This is a genomic window from Actinophytocola sp. (assembly GCF_049647105.1).
Taxonomy (GTDB): Bacteria; Actinomycetota; Actinomycetes; order Mycobacteriales; family Pseudonocardiaceae; genus Actinophytocola.
The window spans coordinates 1-4,083 of record NZ_JBARWZ010000131.1 but is presented as its reverse complement, the minus strand read 5'-3'; the positions used below and the strand labels follow the sequence as shown (position 1 = coordinate 4,083).

Here is a 4,083-nt window from a genome sequence, read left to right as displayed (position 1 = left end):
CGCCATGAGCGCCGCCGACCACGTGGACGAGCCGCGTGCCCGCGCCGCCCGGGCCGCGGCACGCGCCGCTCTCGAGGAGCACCGTCAGTTCGGGTTGAAAGCCCGCCATGCGGCCAAGTTGGCGTACCTGGCCACGCGAGACAAGGAGAAAGCAGAGGAGAACTCCACTCCGGTTCCGGGATCGGTGCGGGGCCTCGCTCCGGAGGTACCTGAACCGGATGCCGCGTGACCGTCGGACATCGCGGCCTCACTCAGCTGCCAGCTCCGACCAGCGTTCCCGCGCGGGTCGCCGCCACCGCAGGTGTAGCTCGTCGAACAGGTCGGTGGCCGTGGTCCCGGCCCACTTCGGCGGCAGCAACGCCCCCGGCAGCTGCGGGTCGAGGAACGGGAACCGTCGCCACTCGTGCACCAGCATCGTCTGTGCGCGCAGCACCTCGTCCGAGGTGGCGGGGTCGAGGTCGCCGAACTCGTCGATGAACCGCTGGTATCGCGCCCCGACGTCGGCGAGGTCCCACGCGCTCGTCACCATCGACCGTTCGGCACCCAGCGCGCCGTAGCTCGCCAAAAAAGACATTGCCTGCGACGACAGGTCCAGCTCGTCGAGGATCAGCTTCGCGTCCGCCTCGGCGGCCGGGTGCGGGGTGATCCACACCCCGGCCGTCGGCGAGCCGAAACCCGCCCAGCTCAGCCGTGTCCGCAGCTTGTGCCGCAGGTCGCGCATCGACTCCGGCACCGACACCAGCACCACCAGCCACTGCCCGTCCCACTCGCGGGAGCCGCTGCCGAAGCCGTAGATCCTGGACGCGCCCTCGGCCAGCAGGCGGCGGCCCGGCTCGGTCAGTGTCCAGCGCACCCGCCTGCCGACCCGGTCGGAGCGCAGCCAGCCCTCCGCGGCAGTGCGGGCCAGCGCCTGGCGGGCCGCCTTCTCCTCCACATCGAACAGCGCCAGCACGTCCACCAGCGTCGATGTCCACACCGGAGTGTCCGATGGCAGCACGTACTCGCCGAGCAGCGTCGTCAGAAGTGAGCGCGCGCTGCCGCCGCTGACCTCCCGGCGCCGGCTGACCACCGGCCCGCCCATGGAAGCTCCCCACGTCAGAAGAGTGTCGGTGGAAGATATCCCTCGAGAGTGAGCAACCGCCGTTTCGACTCGACGCCGGTGCCGCCGCTGAATCCCCCGAGACCATCCCCGGCGACCACCCGGTGGCACGGCACGACGATCGGGATCGGATTGCTCCCCATGATCGACCCGATGCCGCGCGGCGGGATGCCTGAACCGCTGCGTGCGGCCAGCTCCCCGTACGTGACGACCTTGCCGTACGGGACGGTCGAGTACAGCGTGCCGAGCACTCTGCGCTGTGCTTCGGACATCAGCCGCCAGTCCACGTCGATGTCGAACTCCCGCAGCTCACCGGCGAAATACCGGGACAGCTGCGTGCGAACCGCGTCCGTCCGTGCGGGGGTCGGCGCCTCCGCGAGACCGAGCCGCGCACAGATCGCGGCTCTGATGTGTGGCGAGTCAGTGAAGGCGGTGGCCACCAGACCGTCAGTGGTGACCGCCGCCAGCACGTCACCGAGTTCCGTCGGCACGCTGCCGAACGCGACCGTGTCAGCGCATTCCACCATCTGGCCATTATGCGCACGACGTGGACGGAGAACGCCAGCGCTAGGCCGACTGTTCGGTATCCCCGAGCCGGGGGAACGGCGAGGTGGAGAACACCACCTCGACCGCCACCTCGAAGTACTCCGCGATCCGCAGCGCGAGGAACAGCGACGGGCTGTACTCGCCGCGCTCCAGATATCCGACCGTCTGGTAGTGCACGCCTAGCGCGCCCGCCAGCTGCCGGCGCGACACCCCGCGTTCGGCGCGGAGCATCGCGATCCGGTTGTAGATCGTCTCGTTGGTCGTGCTCTTGCCTGTCATGTCACCCGCTGCATGGCCTTCTCCCGGCGCTCGGCAACGCTCGAGCCGGACTCGCGGCGTGCCATTCTGCGCAACACCATAGGGGCCACCAGCAGGCCCGCCACCGCCCACGCGCCAAGCACGCCGAGTGTCTCCAGGTGCCGCCACGACTCGCCGATCTCCACCGCGGACAGGTTCTCCGGCAGCATCGCCGAGCGCATGCCGAGCCCCAGCCAGTAGATCGGGAAGACCTGCGCGAGACCCTGCACCCATTCCGGCATCGCGCTGATCGGGTAGAAGATGCCGGAGATCGCGATCAGGCCCATCACCGGCAGCATGATGATCCCGGTGTTGCGCGTGTTGGAGAACAGTGAACCGGCGACCGCGCCAAGCGGCAGTGTCGCGACCAGCCCGATCGCGACCACCCAGATCAGCGTGAACCAGTTCATCGAGATGCCGTCGAGCATGAACAGGCTCGGGATCAGCACGAACAGCTGGGCGACCACGGTCATCCCGGAGACCGTCACGATCTTGCCGATCAGGTAGCCGAGCATGCCGTTCGGCACCGCCTTGGCGCGCAGCAGCGTGCCGTCCTCGCGTTCGACCGCGAGCGTCATCATCAGCGTGACGAGCCCGCCGAACGCGATGCCCATGCCGATGACGCTCGGCAGCGTGCGCGAGCCGAGCGAGAACATCGTGCCCGGTACGGTCGCGTCGCGCATGAAGAACATGACGACCAGGAAGACCATCGAGGGGAAGATGTAGTTCCACAGGTCCTGACCGTTGGTGAGGGTCTGGCGGACCTCGGTGCGGCCACGGGCGAACCCCGCGCGGACCGCGGCTGACGTGGGTGTCATCGCGTCACCACCTCGAACTCGCGCACCGCGTCCTCCTGCCTGCCGGACTCGAACTGCCGCACCATCGCCATGTAGGTGTCCTCGAGGCTGGCGCGGCGCACCTCCAGGTCGGACACCTTGTCGTCGTGGTCGCGGAACAGCTGCCGCACGAACTCGGTCGCGTCGGTCGTCGAGTGCACGAACCGCTGCCCCTCGATCGTCCACTTCACCTCGGCCTCGGTCGACATTCGCCGCGCCAGCTCGTCGGCGGAGCCGTCGGCGATGATCGTGCCGCCCGCGAGGATCAGGATCCGGTCGGCGAGCTTCTCCGCCTCGTCCAGGTCGTGCGTGGTCAGCAGGATCGTCGTCTCCTCGTCGGCCAGCTTGTGCACGAGGTCGTGGAACTCCCTGCGTGCCTCCGGGTCGAACCCGGCGGTCGGCTCGTCGAGGAACAGCAGCTCCGGCCGCCCGACGATGCCGATCGCGACGTCCAGCCTGCGGCGCTGCCCACCGGACAGGCGCGAGATCTTCTTGTCGGCGTGCTCGGTGAGCCCGACCGCGGCGACCAGCTCGTCGACGTCCCACGGCCGCGTGATGCGGTCCGTGCTGTACGGCGCGTAGTAGAGGCCAAGGTGCGCCAGGAGCTCCCGGACCTTCCACTTGCCATGGTCACGCCAGGACTGCAGCACCACTCCGAGCCGCGCCCGCCAGTTCTCGTCTCCGTGTGCCGGGTCGATGTCCAGCACGCTCACGTCCCCAGCGGAGCGCATCCGGAACCCCTCGAGAATCTCGATGGTCGTCGTCTTGCCCGCGCCGTTGGGCCCGAGCAACGCCACCACCTCACCCGGATGTGCGGTGAAGTTCACCCCGGTCAGGACATCCTTCGTGCCGTACCGCATCCGTAAGTCGCGGACATCGAGCACGGTCCCCCCGTTCGCAGGCCGAGTCCCCCTAGCCCGCGCCTCCGCGCGATCAACCACAGGCACGGTCCACCTCCCATCATTCGCCTACCACAAACGATAGCAGAAGTACTACACCTTGACGTAGACCTTATCCACCCCGTTCACCCCACCCCACAGTCGAGCCTCCAAACCCCGCGAGTCCACGGTTCGGAACCCGCGAGTCGGGGCTTCGGAACCCGCGAGTCCACGGTTGGGGACCTGCGAGTTGGGGTTTGGGGACCCGCGAGTCCACGGTTCGGAACCCGCGAGTTGGGGTTTGGGGACCCGCGAGTCCACGGTTGGGGACCCGCGAGTTGGGGTTTGGGGACCCGCGAGTCCACGGTTGGGGACCTGCGAGTTGGGGTTTGGGGACCCGCGAGTCCACGGTTGGGGACCTGCGAGT

General features: G+C 68.6%; 5 protein-coding genes. All 5 read right to left on the bottom strand.

Annotated features, from left to right (window positions below; genetic code table 11):
• Positions 1 to 247 precede the first annotated feature (247 nt).
• Genes WBA97_RS16000 through WBA97_RS15980 form a run of 5 tightly spaced genes read right to left on the bottom strand, consistent with a single transcriptional unit; the run spans position 248 to position 3,638 of the window.
• Complete coding sequence (locus WBA97_RS16000; RefSeq protein WP_424231605.1) at positions 248 to 1,081, bottom strand: PaaX family transcriptional regulator C-terminal domain-containing protein; 834 nt, start codon at positions 1,079 to 1,081, stop codon at positions 248 to 250.
• A 14-nt stretch (positions 1,082 to 1,095) separates the two neighbouring features.
• Complete coding sequence (locus WBA97_RS15995) at positions 1,096 to 1,626, bottom strand: methylated-DNA--[protein]-cysteine S-methyltransferase (RefSeq protein ID WP_424231604.1); 531 nt, start codon at positions 1,624 to 1,626, stop codon at positions 1,096 to 1,098.
• A 40-nt stretch (positions 1,627 to 1,666) separates the two neighbouring features.
• Positions 1,667 to 1,924, bottom strand: coding sequence for a helix-turn-helix transcriptional regulator (locus WBA97_RS15990; protein WP_424231603.1), 258 nt, complete (start codon positions 1,922 to 1,924; stop codon positions 1,667 to 1,669).
• A complete protein-coding gene (locus tag WBA97_RS15985) occupies positions 1,921 to 2,760 on the bottom strand; it encodes an ABC transporter permease (RefSeq protein ID WP_424231602.1) in 840 nt (279 codons plus the stop codon). The genes WBA97_RS15990 and WBA97_RS15985 overlap by 4 nt, the downstream gene beginning before the upstream one ends.
• A complete protein-coding gene (locus WBA97_RS15980; protein WP_424231606.1) occupies positions 2,757 to 3,638 on the bottom strand; it encodes an ABC transporter ATP-binding protein in 882 nt (293 codons plus the stop codon). The genes WBA97_RS15985 and WBA97_RS15980 overlap by 4 nt, the downstream gene beginning before the upstream one ends.
• Positions 3,639 to 4,083 lie beyond the last annotated feature (445 nt).

Bases quoted from the DNA above. Each gene is read 5' to 3' on its own strand.
- WBA97_RS15995 (WP_424231604.1), bottom strand. From the start codon at position 1,626: ATGGTGGAATGCGCTGACACGGTCGCGTTCGGCAGCGTGCCGACGGAA.
- WBA97_RS15980 (WP_424231606.1), bottom strand. From the start codon at position 3,638: ATGCGGTACGGCACGAAGGATGTCCTGACCGGGGTGAACTTCACCGCA.
- WBA97_RS16000 (WP_424231605.1), bottom strand. From the start codon at position 1,081: ATGGGCGGGCCGGTGGTCAGCCGGCGCCGGGAGGTCAGCGGCGGCAGC.
- WBA97_RS15985 (WP_424231602.1), bottom strand. From the start codon at position 2,760: ATGACACCCACGTCAGCCGCGGTCCGCGCGGGGTTCGCCCGTGGCCGC.
- WBA97_RS15990 (WP_424231603.1), bottom strand. From the start codon at position 1,924: ATGACAGGCAAGAGCACGACCAACGAGACGATCTACAACCGGATCGCG.